Genomic DNA, 19533 nt, shown 5'->3' on the forward strand with positions numbered 1-19533 from the left:
AAAGCGGATTGGATAGAGCCCGAGCTTTCACGTTTTTCTTACGCCTTGAATAGATAAGTAATGTCCCTTTAAAGCGCGTACGAAAGATTGTATTTATTTTTGAAAAGCCAATGGTTTAGTACAAGGTAATATGTTACAATATCTACGTTTCAGATCACATAATAAAGAGGCGAATGTTTAAAATGGGAGAAAACCTTAATCTGTTTACTTCTACACAGCATGTCATTAATGATGCTTTATCAAAATTAGGTTACTCAGAGGAAATGTATGAACTCCTGAAAGAACCGATCCGTATGCTGACTGTCCGGATACCGGTGCGCATGGATGACGGCAGCATCAAGGTATTCACGGGTTACCGTGCACAGCATAATGATGCTGTCGGACCTACCAAGGGGGGCGTTCGTTTTCACCCTGAAGTGGATGAAGAAGAAGTGAAAGCTTTGTCCATGTGGATGAGTCTGAAGTGCGGAATCGTCGATCTGCCGTATGGTGGAGGAAAAGGCGGTATAGTATGTGATCCGCGTACAATGTCTTTCACAGAACTTGAAAAGTTAAGCCGCGGATATGTGAGGGCAATCAGTCAGATTGTAGGACCGACTAAAGATATTCCTGCCCCTGATGTGTACACAAACTCGCAGATCATGGCTTGGATGATGGATGAATACAGCCGTCTCCGAGAAAATGATTCACCCGGCTTCATCACGGGTAAACCGATCGTTCTCGGCGGTTCCCAGGGCCGTGAAAAAGCAACTGCACAAGGGGTCACAATCTGTATCGATCAGGCAGCGAAGAAACGCGGCATCGATATTAAAGGTGCAAAGGTTGTCATCCAGGGATTCGGTAATGCAGGAAGTTTCCTTGCCAAGTTCATGCATGATGCCGGAGCGAAAGTGATCGCCATTTCTGACGCGCACGGTGCACTTCATGATCCTGCCGGACTGGATATTGATTACCTGCTGGACCGTCGCGACAGTTTCGGTACGGTGACGACATTATTCGAGAATACAATCTCGAATAAAGAACTGCTGGAACTTGAATGTGATATCCTGGTGCCGGCAGCGATCTCCAACCAGATCACGGAAAAAAATGCTCATGATATCAAGGCATCCATTGTGGTAGAAGCTGCAAATGGACCGACTACTCTTGAAGCGACACGCATCCTTTCAGAAAGAGGGATCCTGCTCGTGCCCGATGTACTGGCAAGTGCCGGCGGTGTAACGGTATCCTATTTCGAATGGGTTCAGAACAATCAAGGGTACTACTGGTCCGAAGATGAAGTAAACGAGAAGCTTGAAGCTAAACTTGTCGATGCATTTAACAATGTATATGAAACATCCCAGAACCGCCGGGTCAATATGCGCCTGGCTGCATACATGGTCGGCGCTCGCAAGATGGCAGAAGCCTCAAGATTCAGAGGTTGGGTGTAACCCATCAAATAAGAAGAACCTGTTCCCGATTCGTTCGGAACAGGTTCTTTTTGGTGTTTCAGCATATTACATAAGAATTATAATGGTGATTCATGCTATATTAACTTATATATGAATTTATGCAGAACGAGGAGGGATCTCATTGACGACAGCAATTGAAGAAACATCCCGTGAAATCATACATGACGCAATTATAAAGCAGAAGCAGTTTTTTAAAGAAGGCAGTACGAAGACTCTGGATATGAGGAAACAAACGCTGCAGAAACTGGCAGATATTATCTCAAAGCACGAAAAAGAAATTATTGTTGCGCTGAAACAGGATTTGAATAAATCCGAAATGGAAAGCTACACCACGGAAATAGGTTTTCTGCTTGAAGAGATCAGGTTCACCTTGAAGCACATCGATGACTGGGCGGCTCCCGTCAAGGTAAAGACAGCGAAGACGCATGTTGGATCGAAGGCATATAAAGTACCGGAGCCATACGGGACCACCCTTATCATTGCACCTTGGAATTATCCTTTTCAGCTGGCACTTGCCCCTGTCATCGGAGCGATCGCTGCAGGAAATACAGTCGTTATCAAACCGTCCGAGCTAACGCCGAACACATCGAATCTGATTAAGCGGATCTTCGATTCCCATTTCAATCCGGAATATTTAGCGGTCATCGAAGGAGGGGTGGAAACGACACAGCATCTCTTAGAGCAGCCGTTTGATTATATTTTCTTTACAGGGAGTGTGCCGGTCGGGAAAGTGATCATGGAAGCCGCAGCGAAACAGCTTATACCCGTCACACTGGAACTCGGTGGAAAAAGCCCTTGTATCGTAGATGATACGGCCAATATCCCCCTTGCCGCCAAACGAATCGCGTTCGGCAAGGTGACGAATGCAGGTCAGACTTGTGTGGCCCCTGATTATCTATTCGTCCATGAAAGTGTGAAAGAACGGTTCATTAAAGAATTCCAAAAAGCGGTCAGGGATTTTTATGGTAAAAACCCGCTTGCCAATGACTCTTACGGAAAAATCGTGAATGAACGGCACTTCAACCGGCTGACTGCTTACCTGGAGGACGGAGAGATTTTGACAGGAGGCCGGGTTGACCATGCCTCATTGAAAATTGAGCCGACTCTCATGGTCCCGAAAGACGCTTCTGTCCCTGTCATGCAGGATGAAATTTTCGGACCGATATTCCCTGTTTTGGGGTATGACGATTTGAATGAAGTGATCGATTTTATTAACGACCGCCCCAAACCGCTTGCTCTTTATCTGTTCACAAGTGATGATGGGGTGGCGGATAAGGTGAATGGTTCCATTTCATACGGCGGCGGCTGCGTGAATGATACGCTCATGCATCTGGCCACTCCATACCTTCCGTTCGGGGGAGTGGGGGAAAGCGGAATCGGCAGTTACCACGGGGAATCGAGCTTCACTGCATTTTCCCATTATAAAAGCATTTTAAAGCAAACAACAAAATTTGACGTCAGTTTTAAGTATCCAAATTCGAAATTGGGATTGAAAATAATAAAAAAATTGATGAAATGATGGAAGTGACTCATCGCAGAGGCTGATGGGTCACTTTTTTCATGCGAAAAACCCGTCCCTCACTTGTTGAAAGCGAGGGACGGGCCTTATCTGTTAATGTTAGCGCGTAGGTTCTGTGTGTGGTTCTCTTTCGATCTCTTCTGTTGGCTTGAATAATAATCCGAGATTTATGAGACCTGCGATTCCCACTAAACCGTAAATGATACGGGACAGGGCAGAATCTTGTCCACCGAAGATTGCCGCTACTAGGTCAAATTGGAAGAATCCGATCAAACCCCAGTTGATGGCACCGATGATCGTCAGAACCAAAGCAATACGTTGAATTGCACTCATGTTATTTTCCTCCTTAACAATGGCTCATTTATAAGATGTCCAAACTCATCAGACTTATTCCATTAAAGAAAGTTTTTTCTGAGTGCAGTTTCTTTGCAATTTGGGAAAGATATATTCAATAATAGAAAGGTGAATGAACGCGGCTTATTTGAATGCGCGTCATGAATAAAGGAGGTAACGAAGGATGAATACTTTTACTTATTATAACCCGACCAAATTGATCTTCGGTAAGGGGCAAGTGGAGCAATTAAAAGAACTGGTACCTCAATATGGTAAAAAAGTGCTTGTCGTGTATGGCGGCGGGAGCATTAAACGTAATGGACTATATGATCAGGTGATCTCCATCTTAAATAGTATTAATGCTGAAGTGCATGAGCTGTCAGGCGTAGACCCGAACCCGCGTCTGTCTTCTGTAAAGGAAGGCGTCAAGATCTGTAAGGAAAACGATATCGATTTCCTTCTTGCGGTAGGCGGAGGCAGTGTCATCGACTGTACAAAAGCAATCGCAGCGGGAGCGAAATATGATGGCGATGCCTGGGATCTAGTGACGAAAAAGGCTTTTGCACATGAAGCCCTTCCATTCGGAACGGTGCTGACACTTGCAGCGACTGGTTCTGAAATGAATGCGGGATCAGTCATCACGAATTGGGAAACTCAGGAGAAATACGGCTGGGGCAGCCCTGTCACCTTCCCTCAGTTCTCCATCCTCGATCCTGTAAACACGTTCACTGTACCGAAGAATCATACGATCTATGGTATGGTGGATATGATGTCCCACGTATTCGAACAGTATTTCAATGACGCAACGAATACACCATTACAGGATCGTATGTGTGAGAGCACATTAAGGACAGTCATTGAAACAGCTCCGAAGCTGATCAATGACCTTGAAAATTACGAACTGCGAGAAACGATCCTTTATTCAGGAACCATCGCGCTGAACGGGATGCTTCAAATGGGCTACCGCGGAGACTGGGCAAGCCACAACATCGAGCATGCGGTTTCTGCAGTGTATGATATCCCTCATGCCGGAGGACTTGCGATTCTCTTCCCGAACTGGATGAAGCACAACTTGAAGGTGAACCCTTCACGTTTCGCACAAATGGCGGAGCGCGTATTCGATGTGGATCCAACAGGAAAAACAGAAGAAGAAACGGCGCTTGAAGGAATTTCCAAGCTTCGTGAATTCTGGAGTTCAATCGGAGCGCCATCCAGCCTGGCCGACTATGATATCGATGACAGCAAACTCGACCTCATGGCCGACAAAGCAATGGCAAACGGAGAATTCGGCAACTTCAACAAACTAAACAAAGAAGACGTTCTTGCAATCCTGAGAGCTTCTTTATAATATCCATCAAAAAGGGGCAGCTTTTATCGCTGCTCTTTTTTGTGAAAAGAAATTATTTTATTTTATAAAGACGAGCAGAGTGAGATGAACTTGAAAATTATAATAAGGGGATGATTAGGGAAGATCCTCTTTTTGTTAATTGGGTGATTCCAGCTTTTGATTGTAGTGGAAGACGAAGACTCCTGCGGGAAAAGTAGCTAATGTGAGACCCCGCAGGGAGGTACGACCGAGGAGGCTCACAAGCTACCCGCGGAAAGCGAAGTCTTCCACGGAAATCAAAAGCGGCGTTCAAGGCAAATCCCTGTTTTAAATCACCAAAAACAGGGGAAAATCATCAAGGGAAGAAAAATTTCATCATGACTGCGCTTTCAAAAATGGCGCGTTCTTGATTATCGTCTCAGCATTCGATAAAGTGAGATAGAATAAAATAATTTAATCGGAGGATGGTTATGACACACATTCGTTTTGATTATTCAAAAGCGCTATCGTTTTTTGGAGAACATGAACTTACATACTTAAGTGATGCAGTGAAAGTTGCGCATCATTCTTTACACGAACAAACAGGGGCAGGAAGTGATTTTCTTGGATGGGTCGATCTTCCTGTCGATTATGATAAAGAAGAATTCTCCCGCATCCAGAAGTCTGCAGAGAAAATCAAAAATGATTCAGATATCCTGCTTGTGATCGGGATTGGTGGTTCTTATCTTGGAGCACGTGCAGCCATCGAAATGCTGAACCACAGCTTCTATAATGCCCTTCCAAAAGAGAAGCGTTCGACTCCGCAGGTCCTTTTCCTCGGACAGAACATCAGCTCCACTTATATGAAGGATCTTATGGACCTTTTAGAAGGAAAAGATTTCTCGATCAATGTGATTTCTAAATCAGGTACTACGACAGAGCCGGCGATCGCTTTCCGTATTTTCCGTAAGATGCTTGAAGAGAAGTACGGGGTTGAAGAAGCACGCAAGCGTATCTATGCAACAACGGATAAGGCGAAAGGTGCTTTGAAAACACTTGCTAACGATGAAGGTTATGAAACATTTGTCGTACCGGATGACGTCGGCGGACGCTACTCGGTTCTTACAGCTGTAGGGCTGCTTCCGATTGCGGTGAGCGGTGTTGAAATCGGGCAGATGATGAAGGGTGCTGCAGAAGCACGTGAAGACTTCAGCAAGTCTGAATTGACGGAGAATCCAGCCTATCAATATGCGGCAGTCCGCAACGTCCTTTACAATAAAGGAAAAACGATTGAGATGCTGATCAACTATGAGCCTGGTCTGCAGTATTTCTCCGAGTGGTGGAAGCAGCTGTTCGGCGAAAGCGAAGGAAAAGACCAGAAAGGGATCTTCCCTTCGTCCGCAAACTTCTCTACCGATCTTCATTCACTTGGACAATATGTTCAGGAAGGGCGCCGCGACCTGTTTGAAACAGTCATCAAAGTACAGGAGCCCCGCCATGAGCTGAAAATCGAAAAGGCTGACAGTGACCTCGACGGCTTGAACTATCTTGCAGGTGAAACCGTGGACTTTGTGAACAACAAAGCATTCGAAGGGACCCTGCTTGCCCATACTGATGGCGGAGTGCCTAACCTGATCGTTGAAATTCCGGCGATGGATGCTTACACATTCGGCTATCTCGTCTACTTCTTCGAGAAAGCATGTGCAATGAGCGGCTACTTGCTCGGAGTCAATCCATTTGACCAGCCTGGTGTGGAAGCATACAAAGTCAACATGTTCGCCCTTCTAGGGAAGCCTGGATTCGAAGAGAAAAAAGCTGAACTGGAAAAGCGTTTAAAATAAGATTAATAAAGAGGCTGAGATATTAGTGCTTTAGCCTAAGAAGAACCCGAACACAACTGTTCGGGTTCTTCTTATAAATGTACAGTTAAATATTACTCTTCCCAGCGGTTTGATTGGAGTGCAAGACGAAGACTCCTGACCGAAAAGCGGAAGGGCTTTGCTCAGAGGCGTGTGGCATAAGACGAATCGGCCACGAAGGCGTGCACTTTGCCTTCTTGGTCGGTTTGGCTTATGACATGTGCCTCTAAGTCCTGCAGCTAGACAGATATCCACTTCAATGAGGACGGGCTACCCGCGGAAAGCGAAGTCTTGCAAGGAAATCATTAGCGGTGTTAAGAGCCTGCGATAAGTGTACTTCTTCTTTTTATACATCTTTCCCCCTCTTTTGGAAAAACTACTCCTAAAGAAAGGGGATTGATTTGAGTGATTGAGCTTTCATCCACTATTGAAGGTAAACATTATCAATTATACAAACTTGAACAGCTTCTGAAGCCTCTCGGTTATACGATCGGCGGCAACTGGGATTACGACCACGGATATTTTGATTATAAGATAGACGATGAGGTCGGCTATCAATTTTTACGGGTACCGTTCAAGGCGGTTGACGGCCAGCTTGATTCAAGGGGTGCAACGGTTGAATTCGGCAAACCATTCCTGCTTGGACACAAGTATCAAAGGGGATTGGATGACTTTGCCGCAGCCGGTGATTTTTCGGGGACGGTCAATCAATTCTCAGAGCCTCAGGATCCGGATGCAAGTATACCTGACAAGTATGTCGATATCGGCCGGGAGCTGGTAAAGGAACTTGAAGATATTATGATGACCAATTAAATTTGACGATACGTAAAAAGAAGCTGACTCCCTTATATACGGGGGCAGCTTCTTGTTTATTAATTTGTGATGACGAGCAGTTCGTCTGAAGCTTCTGCCATTGTGGTCAAGGGGGGGTTCACCAATGTTTCCTCGCCCTTTTTAATCCCAAGGAGAATGATGTTATGCTCCAGCAGACTCTCGCTTAAAGATTGGAAGGTTTGGTTGAGGCAGTCTTCTGTGACCGGTACAAGCTGAAGATGATTCCCTTTAAGGTGGTTCAACAGCTTGAGGATCGCCTTTGACATTCCTTTTGAAATGATACTGTTGATCATCACATAGCCTGACTGGAGGTTGGTCTGGATCACTTCATCAGCGCCGGCCCTCTCAGCATTCAAGACTTGGTCCTTCTGCAGGATTTCAACCACGGTATACACATTGGGATGATTCCCTTTCACTGCGAGGAGTGTGAGGATCGAATGCATATCGGCTTCGATTTCATTTCGGTTCTGATCGGCTGTGATGAGGGCAATCGATGCTTCGTGCATGCTTGCCTTTTCCAATACTTTATCTTTAAAAGGTTCTCCCTTGATAAAATGGATATGGTGATTGCGATAGGGGTTTTGCTGCAATGTTTCATCTATCAGGATAATCTCCCCGTTGAAATGGAGGGAACTTAACTGGTTGATGATTTCCCTTGCACGTTCATTCCAGCCGATGATCACGACATGATCCTTTCCTTTGAATGTCGCTTTCCCTTCGATATATGCATTTTGGGACATGACCGTATTTGTAGCCAGCGTGATGAAATAGGTGGACAGGAAACCCGCACCTACAAGGATGAGCAGGACGCCGAACAGTCTTCCTTCGGTGGTGGCCGGAACAAAGTCTCCGTAACCGACTGTCGACATTGTGATGACCGCCCACCATATTCCATCGAAATAGGAAGGGAACGTATCGGGTTCGACAAAGTGGATAAGGATCCCAAAAACGGTCATAAGGCTTATCGCGATTAAAAAAATCCGCACTAATAAAGGCCAGCGCAGGAATTGATGAAACACTTGCTGAACCATTTCATCCAGCCTCCTTTTTATTCTGCACTGACCATTATTGCCTATTAAGCTTTATTTCATAACTAATCCAGCCATTCTTTCTTTAACAGGCTGTACATATATGCATCATACATGGTGTCTTCCTGCAGGATATAATCACGCAGAAGTCCTTCACGGCGGAACCCGAGTTTCTCCACGACCCTTGAGGAGGCCATATTATTCGGAACGATCACTGCACCGATGCGGTTCATCTCCCTTTCTATGAAAAGGTATGTTATCAACGGTTTCAATGCCTCACCCATTATGCCGTTGCCCCAGTAATCAGGGTGAAGGTCATATCCGATTTCACAGCGTTTATAAGACTTTGCAATACCATGAAACCCGCATGTCCCCATCATTTGATCCGTGCTTTTATCCACGATCGCCCAGCGCATCGGGCCGCCTGCTTCGAACTGTTTTTCGAAGTTATCGACCATGTTTTCAGCCACTTCTTTCGAAGAGATGGGGCTCATCCCGAAATATTGCAGTACTTCCCTCGAAGTATAATGGTCAAATAAAAAATTGACATCCTCTTTTGTGATCTGCCTTAAAATAAGGCGTTCTGTTTCAAAGATTGGATACGTTGTCGTCGTCATCTTGATCTCTCCTTCAGGTTCTCTTTTTATAGAAAGCAGCTCTCTTTTAAAAGAGTATATCATGAGTGAATTAGAAAATAAGGAAAATTTCGAAAAAGTGAAACGTTTGGAAGATGTCTCTTAGCTTTTTGTTGAAAAATACAATAAATGGAATTAAACTAGTAGAGTATAACTATATGAAAAAGTTGGAAGTGAGGGGACATGGGTATGAAGAAAGCGGTAAGGACAGGATTGAAATGTTTACTCGCACTTGGCCTGATTTTACCGGGGGCAGCGGCAATCAGTGTAAAAGCTGCTTCGGCAGAGGGAGACTTTAACCGGTCCATAGAAGGACCGCCGGGGGGGTACGGCAGTCTTTCATGGGAATACACGGGGCTCAGCCGGACGACCTATTACATCATTTACAACTATCTTGATACAAACGAGCAATACTGGAAAAAAGTATATTATGATAAAACTAATCAATATGTTAAAACATCCTATGGGTTAAATTAACCATAAAAAATAATTATGTCCCGAGAGCATAATCATTTTTCAATAGACTCCGCAATCCGCTTCATGTCTTCTTTATCTAAGGTGATATTTGATGTGCGGGGGTTAAATTGCATGTAGTATTTAATTCCATCGTCAAACCAGTTTACACTGCTTGTTTGAAGTTCCCGGTTGTAATGATAACTCCCAGTCACTTCTCCAATCTTCAACGGAACATCGATTTCGGGTTCGAACATTTCAAGACCAAGATCCATTTTCACTGTCAACATTTGTTCCTGAGGACCAGTCAGTTTCACCGTAAAGGTATCAAATCCATCTTCTTCTGTAGCTTTGTAGGAACGATCGACGACTTCAAAAGGAACCAAGGAGGGCAGCTTGATGTCTTCATTCCATTTTGTGTCATTTTCGTCCACCTCTAATTCGAGTTCATGCCATTCAGCCTGGCTTGCGTTCTTACCTTCCTGAAATAGATCAAGCTGGCTTCCGCTTAGATACACAAAAAAGGTAAGGCATGCCAATACGAACACCGCTGACATAATCGGAGCAATCACCGGTCTCATTTTATAGGAGGATTTGCTTTTACCGGAATGAATCTCATCTAATATATTTCTTCTCATTTTGTCAGTGAAGCCGTGATGCTTAAACGTTTCTTCTTTCATCAGTCCTCGAAGACGGCTCAATTCATCCATTGTCATACACCTCACTGTTTTGATATGCGGCACCCAGAAGCTTTCGTCCTTTTGCCAGACGCGTCTTGACAGTATTCAGGTTTAAATCCATACACTCTGCAATCTCTGCCAGCTTCATTTCTTCAAAATAAAACAAAAATATGATTTCCCGGTATTTAACCGGCAGAGATAATAGATTTTGTACGAGCTCACTCTTGGTTTCTTCCTGGATGAGACTCTGTTCAGGTGTTACGAATTTGCCCCTCACCATTTCATTGATGGAGTTGGTGAACGATATCATCCTCGTATCCCACCGCCTCAGGTAGTCCTTGCAGTGGTTGATTGCCATCCGTACAATCCATGTCTTTAAGGAAGATTCTTCGCGAAAGGAATCCAGTTTCTTATAGACCTTCACAAAGACTTCCTGAGTCAGGTCTTCAGCCAGGCTGTGGTCTTTCACGTACGAATACACTATGTAATAAATATCGTTGCCATACTCACTCATCGCTCTTTCCAGGATGAGGTCCCTAGATGAGTCAGGAAAGGCTGCTTTTTGATTTTCCAGCAAAAAATCACCTGCTTTCGTCCTCTCCATTCTAACAATTTGACGTGCCCGGTTGGAAAAAAGTTGTGAAATTTGTGGGAATTATGAAAGGTTATGAAACTTTTTCCAGTAAGGGATCGTAAATGTAGTTGAATGCTGTGCAGAAAAAGTGGGAGGAGGAGGGAATCATGAATTATTATGTGAATGCCGGCTTCACGATCGTTCTTTTGATTGTCTTGACGATGGGGGCTTTTGCAATTGACTGCATAGGCAAAGTACTGCAAAAGTCGATCAAACCTAAATATCTTAAAAGTACGATTATTTTTATGCTTCTTCTATTAATGGCCAGCGGGTCCTTTGCCCTGAGCAGGCTCGGAGACTGGAGATTCATCGATACGATCTTTGTTACGAGCCTCTGCTTTTTCGGTCTGGGCTGGGTCACGAACATCACGAATCGGGCGAGCAGGAATGCGGCGGGGACGACGGCAAAATACATTACGAACAATGCGTATAAACATGAATACGAAGCAGCCGGTACATATGGGATGAGTCTCTATCTTCTTGCCAGCCTCATTTTCCTTGCCGGGAGCTGGTCAGTGGCATTTGCCGCGGCATTTTTATAAGTTTACAGGCTGAAGGGGGAATACCTGTTGAGGACAGGAAGAATTATATTAGCAGCCATCATGGCAGGGGTATATTCAGGGATATTGGACGTTTTTGAAGAAAGCAGAGGACTAGCTCCGATCGTCAGCGCGCTGCTATTAATTATCATGACATTCGGTACAGCTCTCTTATTAAGAAAAGTCCTCCCGCAAGAGGGTGTGAAAAAATAGCAGGGAAACAGCACAATGGCGGTTCCCCTGCTATTTTATTTTTTCGAAACGGTCCAGGGCCCTCTGCCTGGCAGCTTTATGATCGACAACGGGATGTGGGTAATTTACACCCAGTTTCACACCGGCTTCTTCTAACACGTCATCGGGAGCCGCGGAAGGGGAGTGGATGTATTTGGACGGCATGTCCTTCAGTTCGGGAACCCACATCCGGATGTACTCGCCTTCCCCGTCGAACTTCTCGCTTTGAAGGGTCGGGTTGAAGATTCGGAAGTAAGGCGATGAATCAAAGCCGCTCCCCGCCACCCACTGCCAGCCCATCGAATTGTTGGCGGTGTCGGCATCGATCAGCGTGTCCATGAACCAGTCCGCCCCTTTTTGCCAGGGGATCAACAGATGCTTGCTTAAAAAGGAAGCCGCGATCATTCGGACACGGTTATGCATGAAGCCAGTTGCCCATAACTCCCTCATGCCGGCGTCGACGATCGGATAGCCGGTTCTGCCTTTGATCCAGCTCTCCCAATGTGCGGCATTTTCTTCCCATTGAAACGCCTTGAATTTCTCGTGCAGAGGTTCTTCAGGGGACTGCGGGAAGTGCATGAGGACGGAATACGAAAAATCCCTCCAAATCAACTGCTTGATGAACGGTTCAGTCTGTTTCTCGATTTTTTCAGTAAAGTGATGGAACAGGCTTCTCACCGAAACTGCCCCTACTGACAGGTAAGGAGAAAGAGTGGAATGGATTCCTGCTGCCGGATAATCCCTGCCTTCATCATAATCCTGGACTCTGTTGCTGAACCGCTTCATCCGTTTTAACGCTGCCTTCTCTCCGGGATCCCAGACTTTCTCCATTATCTTGTACCAGCTGATTTCAGGCAGCAGCCGTAAATCTGCAAGCTGCATGTGCATGTCAACAATTTCAGGGACAGACATTGATTTAAGCGTGGGAACAGGTTTCGGGATTTCCGCTTTCCTAAGGGCCTTGTAGTAGGAAGTATACACTTTGTAAGGAGCCCCGTCTGCTTTTGTTATCTTCCATGGAGGAAGAAGGAGGGTCCCTTCAAATGTTTTTACCTTGATTCCATCCGCAGCCAGTTCCTCTGCAAGTTTCTTATCCCTTTCAAATGTGTCCGGGTCGTACAAGCGATTCCAGTAAACCGCTGCAGCCTCTGTCTTCTTCACCCATTTGGGAAGCACTTCTTCCAATTTGCCTTCATCAAACAACAGGCATCCGCCAATCGCTTCGAGGGATTTTTGATAATGTTCGAGATTCCTGTGGAGCCACCATTTCCTGGCTTCGCCTGGTTGTGACAGACTCTCATCATGAATATAAAGTGGAATGACGGGTCCTTCTTTGGATGCGTGATAAAGAGCAGGATGATCATGCAGGCGGAGGTCCTGCCTGATCAGGACGATCGTCGGTTTGTTCATGGATGCCACCTCGCTTTCTTGATTATTTTCTTATGAAAATTATATAAAAGTCAGGGGTTCGGGTTCAAAAATGGATGGGTTATAAGAATTGAGAGTGGAAAATAACGAATTGGGGCAGGTTTTGTATGTATCTTCTGGCCATTTGACTGTGCAAAGAGGATATATTATCAAAAACAGGGAGAATATTATCAGAAATCACAATATATTATCAAATATAAACATTATATTATCAAGAATTCAATTATATTATCATAACCTATTAATTGGTAAAAGACCCACATCATTATGGAGTCAACAGCCGCAAACCTCCGGAAATTTCAACAAAAATAGTCTAAATTTTCAAAATAGTCCATATGTCATACGTAATAACGACATTCTGCGAGCTAACAGGACTTAAGTGGTATAGACATCTATACTTTTAATTCCATAAACTAGAATAGTAGAGTAATTGGAAACCCTTACATTTATAACTAAAAGGAGGGAAATATGGATGAAAAAGAAACCAGTTTCAATCGCCTTGACCGCTTTGATGTGTACGTCCTTATTTAGTCCCGCAGTATTTGCGGAAGGCGGGGATAAAGACAGGCCGGCAGCAAAAGCAGAGCAGGTAAAGTCGCATCCTGCATTCACATGGGGGAATCCCGCACCCTCAGCGCCTGTTCTTCATCAAGGTACAGCACGCGGGGCAGGGATGATTCAGTCGACTTTGGACCGGATCGATCCGTTGATGGAAGAGAAGATTGAGGAGGGTGTCATGCCAGGGGCCGTTGCACTTGTCGCGAGGAGCGGCCATATCGTGAAGCATGAGGCATACGGGGATGCTTACCGTTATACAGATGGTGATTTCACAGAAGCAGACTCACCGGTAGCCATGCAGGAGGATACGATTTTCGACCTTGCCTCCATCAGTAAGATCTTTACTACCACTGCCGCAATGATCCTTTATGAGGACGGGGCATTCGGGCTTGACGATCCGGTGGCGGAGTATATCCCCGAGTTTGCAGCGAACGGGAAAGAAGATGTGACGATCCGGCAGCTTATGACGCATACGTCCGGATTCACGGCATGGATTCCCCTTTACAGTAAAGGGAATGATAGAGAAGACAGGCTGCAGCTGGTGTTCAACCAGCCGCTTGCGAATGAACCCGGCACCGCCTATACATACAGTGATTTAAACATGATTACCCTGGGTGCCATCATCGAAAGATTGTCCGGTCAGCGTCTTGATGAATTCGTGAAAGAAAATATTACTGAACCTATCGGGATGAAAGATACGATGTACAATCCGCCTGCATCCTTGAAAGAAAGGATTGCGGCAACTGAATACCAGCCTGCGATCGGGCGCGGACTCGTGTGGGGAGAAGTGCATGATGAAAATGCCTGGTCACTCGACGGTGTTGCCGGTCACGCGGGAGTATTTTCAACAGCGGAAGATCTGGCTAAATTCGCCCATATGTTTGTAAAAGAGGGGCGCTATGGAAACAAACAGATTCTGAAACCCGAGACGGTCAAACTGCTCTCGGAGAATCAAATCCCCGAATTCCCGGGTGATGACCATGGACTTGGCTGGGAACTGAACCAGGGGTGGTTCATGGACGGTCTTGCAGGAGAGAATTCACTGGGCCATACAGGATACACAGGAACTTCGATCGTTGTGGATAAGGATAACGATACGATCGCCATCCTCCTGACAAATCGTGTGCATCCTTCACGGAACACCGTGTCGACCAATACGGTCAGACGTCCGTTTGCACAGTTGGTTGCAGATTCAATCCCTGTGGATATGGAAGGGAAAAAGAAAGAACAAGCCTGGTTCGCAGGGTACGGAGATAAATTGGAACGCAGCCTGGTGGCAGAAGTGAACATTGATAAGGATGCAGTCTTATCCTTTGATACTTGGTACCGGATCGAGAAGGATTCGGATTTCGGTCATGTAGAAACCTCCGTGGACGGGGAAACCTGGACAGCGGCCGGTTCTTCTCTTACAGGGAACAGTGAAGGCTGGTCGGAAGAGGAAGTAACTATCCCTGCAGGAACAAGGTACATCCGTTTCAACTACGAAACAGATGCATCCGTTAACTACCGCGGGTGGTATGTGAAAGATATCGGACTGAAATCGGATATCGGACATAAGCTGAAGGCGCATTTCAAAGGCTGGGCTAAACGCAGTTATTAAAAAGAAGGGGAGGAACACGCATGAAACACTTTAATAAAATCTTTTCTTTATCCGTCCTGGTACTTGCGCTCATCATTTCCGGACTGCCGCTGAACAATGTGAAGGCGGAAAGCAGTCTGAAAGATTTGATCATCTATCAAAATGCACCTCAAGTGGAGGTCAAAGCGGGTGAAGAATTAGGAATGAAGGCATTGAATGTCTATAACGACGGGCACTTTACGCTTGTGTCCGAAGGATTGGACTGGAGTTCTTCAAACAAAACAGTGGCCTCAGTGGATGAGGATGGAAAAGTCACTTTGACCGGCAAGAATGGTAAAACCTTTATCAAAGTGTCAAACGGAACATATTCCGACCGCATAGCCGTGCATGTAAAGCCTGTCCATAAAAAAGGAGAAAAAGGCAAACCTGCATCGGAAGCAAAGATCATAAAGCAAAAAGGAGAGCGCTACAATCTGGTTGATGAAGCGATCGAAAACATGACGATTGAAGAAAAAATCGGTCAGATGCTCATGCCTGACTTCAGGAACTGGGACGGGGAAAATGTAACGGAAATGCTTCCTGAAATCGAACAGCTGGTGAAGGATTATCATCTCGGCGGGGTTATTTTATTCCGTGAGAATGTCGTCACGACCGACCAAACGACGAAGCTGGTCGCCGACTATCAGGATGCGGCTGAAAAGTATGGTCTATTGATGACAATCGACCAGGAAGGCGGAATCGTTACACGTCTTCAATCTGGAACAGACTTCCCTGGGAATATGGCATTGGGGGCTGCAAGGTCACCTGAAATTGCCCATAATGTAGGGAAAGCGATTGGGGAAGAACTTCATTCCCTTGGAATCAATGTAAACTTTGCACCGGTAATGGACGTCAATATCAACCCTGACAACCCGGTGATCGGGGTCCGTTCTTTCGGCGGTGATCCCGAATTGGTCGCGGAAATGGGAGTAGCCTATACGGAAGGACTTCAGTCCGCCGGTGTCGCAGCAACTGCCAAGCATTTCCCGGGCCACGGTGACACTGCTGTTGATTCACACCTTGGGCTGCCGGAAGTTCCTCACGATAAAGAACGATTGAAGGAAGTTGAACTGTATCCGTTCCAGAAGGCAATGGATGCGGGGATCGATGCAATCATGACGGCTCACGTCACGTTCCCTAAAATCGACGACTCCAAGGCAATTTCGAAAAAAACAGGAGAAGAAATTGCAGTCCCGGCCACTCTTTCTCATAAAGTCCTGACAGAATTGATGCGTGAAGAAATGGGCTATGAGGGCATCATCACGACAGACGCCATGAATATGAAAGCGATCGCCGACCATTTCGGTGCAGTCGATGCGGCCGTACGAGCAGTAAAAGCGGGAACGGATATCGTCCTTATGCCGGTCGGACTGAGCGAAGTGAGACAAGGGCTTCTGGATGCGGTCGTCAGCGGTGAACTGACGGTTGATCGTATCGAATCCTCCGTTGAACGAATCCTTTCCCTTAAAATCAAACGGGGGGTCATCAAGGAAGAAACCCCGCTACCATTGGAAGAAAAAATCGCTGAAGCAAATGAAATCGTTGGATCTGAAGAGCATAAACAAGTGGAAAAAGAAGCGGCCGAGCGTTCCATCACGCTTGTGAAAAACGAGCAGGCACTTCCATTAAATCCTTCTGAAGGTGAAAAGGTCGTTGTTATCGGTAATACGTATATCGAGGATCTAGGGAAAGCTGTAAAGGAACAGCATGAAAATACTACAGTCATCAAGGTTTCATCGAGCTACCAATTAACTGAAGAACAGAAAGCGGAAATCAGGGAAGCTTCAGCTGTCATCGCCGGTACTTACACTTACAATGTTTCTGGCAGATCTCCTGAGAGTTCCCAGATGCAGATGGTCAAAGCTTTACAAGACGAAACAGATGCCCCTGTAATCACTGTCGGCATCCGCAACCCATACGACATCATGGCGTATAACGAAGAAGTTGACGCTTATCTTGCTCAATACGGTTTCCGCACGGCAAGCTTTAAGGCATCAGCCGCGACGATTTTCGGAGCGAATGCACCAGGCGGAAAGCTTCCTGTATCTATTCCGGGAGTGGATGAAGGTACTCTGTATGAATTCGGACATGGTTTGACGTATTAAATTTCAGTTAACGGGAGGGGAAGAATTTGAAAAAGTGGATGATTGCACTGCTCACACTGATACTCATTTTTTCTACGATGTCTGCAGGCTCCGCGCATGATAATGGCAAAGGCAATGGACACGGAAAAGGGAAAGGAAAACATAAAGAATTCTCACTTGGTGTTGAGCAGCTTTTAAAAGAGAAAAAAGATCTGATTGAAGGGAAGAAAGTAGGCTTGATCACGAACCCTACCGGGGTGGATCAAGAGCTGAACAGTATCGTGGATACATTGCATAACGATCCGGATGTGGAATTGACTGCGCTTTACGGTCCTGAACACGGTGTGCGCGGAGACGCACAAGCAGGGCAGTATGTCGATTTCTATATCGATGAACGCACAGGTCTTCCGGTATACAGCCTCTATGGCGCTACCAAGAAACCGACACCTGAAATGCTAGAAAATGTAGAAGTCCTTCTGTTCGATATCCAGGATGTAGGAACGCGTTTTTACACCTATATTTACACCATGGCATACGCGATGGAAGCTGCAAAAGAAAATGATATCCCAATCATCGTGCTCGACCGTCCGAATCCGCTGAGCGGAACTAAAGTCGAAGGTCCAGTACTTGATATGGAATACTCTTCATTCGTTGGAAACTACAGCATACCGCTCCGTCATGGAATGACAGTCGGGGAACTTGCAAAATTATTCAACACAGAATTTGATATAGGCGCAGACCTGACCGTTGTTGAAATGGAAGGCTGGAAACGTGACAAGTATTACGATGAAACACCACTCGAATTCGTCATGCCTTCACCGAACATGCCTACCCTTGATACAGCTTTGGTATACCCTGGTGCGGCACTCATTGAAGGTACAAATGTCTCTGAAGGGCGCGGCACAACGAAGCCGTTCGAACTGATCGGGGCACCGTTCATCAATGCAGCCGACCTTGCAGATGAACTGAATGGGCTTAAGCTTGAAGGCGTCACCTTCAGAGCGGCATCTTTCACACCTGCATCATCCAAGCACGCAGGCAAACTGTCACACGGAATCGAGATTCATGTCACTGACAGACAAACATTCAAACCTGTCGAAACGGGGCTTCACATCGTGAAAACAATTCATGACATGTACCCTGAAGACTTCCAGTTCCGTGCAGAAAACAGCGCAGGCATCTCATTCTTCGACAACCTCATCGGAAACGGCTGGATCCGTGAAGGAATCGAAGAAGGGAGAAGCATAGAAGAAATGACCGCCCAATGGCAGCCAGAACTAAAAGAATTCAACAAAGTACGAAAACAATACCTGCTATACTGATCAAACCCAAAAGACCCCAACGGCCCATTTATATGCCTTGGGGTCTTTTCTTTTCATTTTAACCTTTAAAAGTCATTGATGATTTTACCCCCACCTTACTACTTACATTTTCAGCCTTTTCTTGATAGCATAATGTAGAGTGAAGTTTTGTTAGGCAACAGCTGATTCTGGCTGGAACCAGCTGTTGATTGGAGTGGAAGGCGAAGACTCCTGCGTGAAAAGTAGCTAATATGAGACCCCGCAGGGAGGTACGACCGAGGAGGCTCACGGGCTGCCCGCGGAAAGCGAAGCCTTCCACGGAAATCAACAGCGTTGTTTAAGCTGTTTAACGAAGCTTCTAACTATTAAAAACGAAAAGAGGTTATCAATCATGCTAAAGAAATTCGCAAGTGATGCATTGGGTATCAGCGACATTGGAAAAATCATCAAACGTGAAGACTTCGACAAAACACAATCAGACGATTATGTCCTAAGCGAAGACGGAGAAAAAATCCACTTCCTTATCAAGTCCAAAACCGACGAATACTGCTTCACCAACCGTGCGCTCATTCATTTAGATGGTGAAAAGGCCTCAAGCAGCAAACGCAACCTTTACCGCTATGACTATTACAAACACCCGATCAGCAACGTATCCATCGAAACGGCAGGCACAATCGACCTTGACCTTGAAATCAAATTCACCATGGGGAACCATGCCTTCTCAGTCGATATCGATAAAAAAGAAGGAGAGGCAATCGCCGATCTATACAAATCACTCCTTGCCATCTCCCATATCCAGGATGAAGGAAAGCGGATCATCGACTCTGCAGAGAAAAGTCTGTCGACGGCAAGGGAACTCATAGCCAATAACCGTTTCCATGATAATGACATCTCAGACGAATTCAAACAAACGACCAGTTTTGCGTTTGAATGGTTCAATGACCATTATAATGCCAATACAAGAAAAGACTTTGGAGAGGTTTTCAGTAAGTATATTCAAAACTAGATAGATAACCAGAATCGCCTGCCGCTTAAGAGCGGCAGG

18 protein-coding genes are annotated in these 19533 nt (G+C 45.7%); 12 read left to right on the top strand and 6 right to left on the bottom strand.

Translation table 11 applies throughout. The annotated features are described in order from the left end of the window. Positions 1–182: 182 nt before the first annotated feature. Both BHE18_RS03190 and BHE18_RS03195 read left to right on the top strand, forming a co-directional pair. Complete coding sequence (locus tag BHE18_RS03190) at positions 183–1427, top strand: Glu/Leu/Phe/Val family dehydrogenase (protein ID WP_032086368.1); 1245 nt, start codon at positions 183–185, stop codon at positions 1425–1427. 142 nt (positions 1428–1569) lie between these two features. Continuing rightward, positions 1570–2967, top strand: a complete 1398-nt coding sequence (locus BHE18_RS03195) for an aldehyde dehydrogenase (RefSeq protein ID WP_071617204.1) — start codon at positions 1570–1572, stop codon at positions 2965–2967. A gap of 99 nt (positions 2968–3066) precedes the next feature. Here the strand turns inward: BHE18_RS03195 and BHE18_RS03200 are convergent, their stop codons facing one another. Further along, positions 3067–3300, bottom strand: a complete 234-nt coding sequence (locus BHE18_RS03200; protein ID WP_032086367.1) for a DUF378 domain-containing protein — start codon at positions 3298–3300, stop codon at positions 3067–3069. A gap of 184 nt (positions 3301–3484) precedes the next feature. On the opposite strand from BHE18_RS03200, the gene BHE18_RS03205 reads away from it, so the two are divergent. From BHE18_RS03205 to BHE18_RS03215, 3 genes are all read left to right on the top strand, one after another. Beyond that, positions 3485–4648 carry an iron-containing alcohol dehydrogenase gene (locus BHE18_RS03205; RefSeq protein WP_071617205.1) on the top strand — a complete coding sequence of 388 codons (1164 nt, stop codon included), beginning with the start codon at positions 3485–3487 and terminating at the stop codon, positions 4646–4648. 449 nt (positions 4649–5097) lie between these two features. Continuing rightward, positions 5098–6447 carry a glucose-6-phosphate isomerase gene (locus tag BHE18_RS03210; protein ID WP_071617206.1) on the top strand — a complete coding sequence of 450 codons (1350 nt, stop codon included), beginning with the start codon at positions 5098–5100 and terminating at the stop codon, positions 6445–6447. Between the two features lie 423 nt (positions 6448–6870). After that, positions 6871–7278 carry a YugN-like family protein gene (locus tag BHE18_RS03215; protein ID WP_071617207.1) on the top strand — a complete coding sequence of 136 codons (408 nt, stop codon included), beginning with the start codon at positions 6871–6873 and terminating at the stop codon, positions 7276–7278. 59 nt (positions 7279–7337) lie between these two features. Here BHE18_RS03215 and BHE18_RS03220 read toward each other — a convergent pair whose 3' ends face one another. Together BHE18_RS03220 and BHE18_RS03225 are read right to left on the bottom strand one after the other, a co-directional pair. Next, positions 7338–8330 (bottom strand): potassium channel family protein, encoded by a 993-nt coding sequence (locus BHE18_RS03220; protein WP_071617208.1) that lies wholly within the window; start codon positions 8328–8330, stop codon positions 7338–7340. A gap of 62 nt (positions 8331–8392) precedes the next feature. After that, the gene (locus BHE18_RS03225; protein ID WP_071617209.1) at positions 8393–8944 is read right to left on the bottom strand and encodes a GNAT family N-acetyltransferase; all 552 of its coding nucleotides are present in this window, start codon (positions 8942–8944) and stop codon (positions 8393–8395) included. Between the two features lie 207 nt (positions 8945–9151). On the opposite strand from BHE18_RS03225, the gene BHE18_RS03230 reads away from it, so the two are divergent. Further along, positions 9152–9439, top strand: a complete 288-nt coding sequence (locus BHE18_RS03230; protein ID WP_071617210.1) for a hypothetical protein — start codon at positions 9152–9154, stop codon at positions 9437–9439. Between the two features lie 32 nt (positions 9440–9471). Here the strand turns inward: BHE18_RS03230 and BHE18_RS03235 are convergent, their stop codons facing one another. Both BHE18_RS03235 and BHE18_RS03240 read right to left on the bottom strand, forming a co-directional pair. Next, on the bottom strand, positions 9472–10125 hold the full coding sequence (locus BHE18_RS03235) for a hypothetical protein (RefSeq protein WP_071617211.1): 654 nt from the start codon (positions 10123–10125) through the stop codon (positions 9472–9474). Further along, complete coding sequence (locus BHE18_RS03240; RefSeq protein WP_071617212.1) at positions 10118–10672, bottom strand: sigma-70 family RNA polymerase sigma factor; 555 nt, start codon at positions 10670–10672, stop codon at positions 10118–10120. Before BHE18_RS03240 ends, BHE18_RS03235 begins: the two co-directional genes overlap by 8 nt. Before the next feature lie 164 nt (positions 10673–10836). Between BHE18_RS03240 and BHE18_RS03245 the strand changes: the two genes are divergently transcribed. Both BHE18_RS03245 and BHE18_RS03250 read left to right on the top strand, forming a co-directional pair. After that, positions 10837–11271: a hypothetical protein gene (locus tag BHE18_RS03245; RefSeq protein WP_071617213.1), complete on the top strand. Its 435-nt coding sequence runs from the start codon at positions 10837–10839 to the stop codon at positions 11269–11271. Between the two features lie 27 nt (positions 11272–11298). Next, a complete protein-coding gene (locus tag BHE18_RS03250) occupies positions 11299–11481 on the top strand; it encodes an archaellin/type IV pilin N-terminal domain-containing protein (protein WP_071617214.1) in 183 nt (60 codons plus the stop codon). Between the two features lie 30 nt (positions 11482–11511). On the opposite strand, the gene BHE18_RS03255 is transcribed toward BHE18_RS03250, so the two are convergent. Next, complete coding sequence (locus tag BHE18_RS03255) at positions 11512–12909, bottom strand: cryptochrome/photolyase family protein (RefSeq protein WP_071617215.1); 1398 nt, start codon at positions 12907–12909, stop codon at positions 11512–11514. A gap of 490 nt (positions 12910–13399) precedes the next feature. Between BHE18_RS03255 and BHE18_RS03260 the strand changes: the two genes are divergently transcribed. The 4 genes from BHE18_RS03260 (at position 13400) to BHE18_RS03275 (ending at position 19494) form a co-directional block, all read left to right on the top strand. After that, positions 13400–15085 (top strand): serine hydrolase domain-containing protein, encoded by a 1686-nt coding sequence (locus BHE18_RS03260; protein WP_071617216.1) that lies wholly within the window; start codon positions 13400–13402, stop codon positions 15083–15085. Positions 15086–15105: 20 nt separating this feature from the next. Next, positions 15106–17208, top strand: a complete 2103-nt coding sequence (locus BHE18_RS03265) for a glycoside hydrolase family 3 protein (protein ID WP_071617217.1) — start codon at positions 15106–15108, stop codon at positions 17206–17208. Between the two features lie 26 nt (positions 17209–17234). After that, positions 17235–18509, top strand: a complete 1275-nt coding sequence (locus BHE18_RS03270; protein WP_071617218.1) for an exo-beta-N-acetylmuramidase NamZ family protein — start codon at positions 17235–17237, stop codon at positions 18507–18509. A 370-nt stretch (positions 18510–18879) separates the two neighbouring features. Then, positions 18880–19494 (top strand): PH domain-containing protein, encoded by a 615-nt coding sequence (locus BHE18_RS03275; RefSeq protein WP_071617219.1) that lies wholly within the window; start codon positions 18880–18882, stop codon positions 19492–19494. Positions 19495–19533: the final 39 nt, after the last annotated feature.

Source organism: Rossellomorea aquimaris (genome assembly GCF_001877785.1).
Lineage (GTDB): Bacteria > Bacillota > Bacilli > Bacillales > Bacillaceae_B > Rossellomorea > Rossellomorea aquimaris_A.